We start from the raw sequence: 391 nt of genomic DNA on the forward strand, positions 1-391 counted from the left end.
CCGGCAGGCGACTCACTTTCTTTTGCTTCGCCAAAAGAAAGTAAGCAAAGAAAAGGCGACCCCCAGTCTGCGACCCCTTCGCATTGCGAAGGGGCAAACCTGCGGCGTGTCGGTTGCGGGGTGCGCTGTGGAACTCGCTTTGCGCTGCGCGCGCCGCTCGGACAACCACGGCGAGTCAGAGCACGAAGCATGGGCGCTGCGACGCCCATGCCACACCACAACGGCCCCGCCGCAGGCGCAGCCAGCAGGGGTGGGGCAGCCGAACATCCAACAGCCGAACAGCCCCACGGGTCTTTGCTTCGCTCGGCCCCCTCTCGCGGGCGCAAGCGCCACGCGCTGCGCAGGCGGGCCGAGCGCAGCGATGGCCCGTGTGGATGTCCGCCGGGTTCCC

It is taken from the genome of Acidovorax sp. FJL06, from assembly GCF_003852545.1.
Classification (GTDB): Bacteria; Pseudomonadota; Gammaproteobacteria; order Burkholderiales; family Burkholderiaceae_C; genus Acidovorax.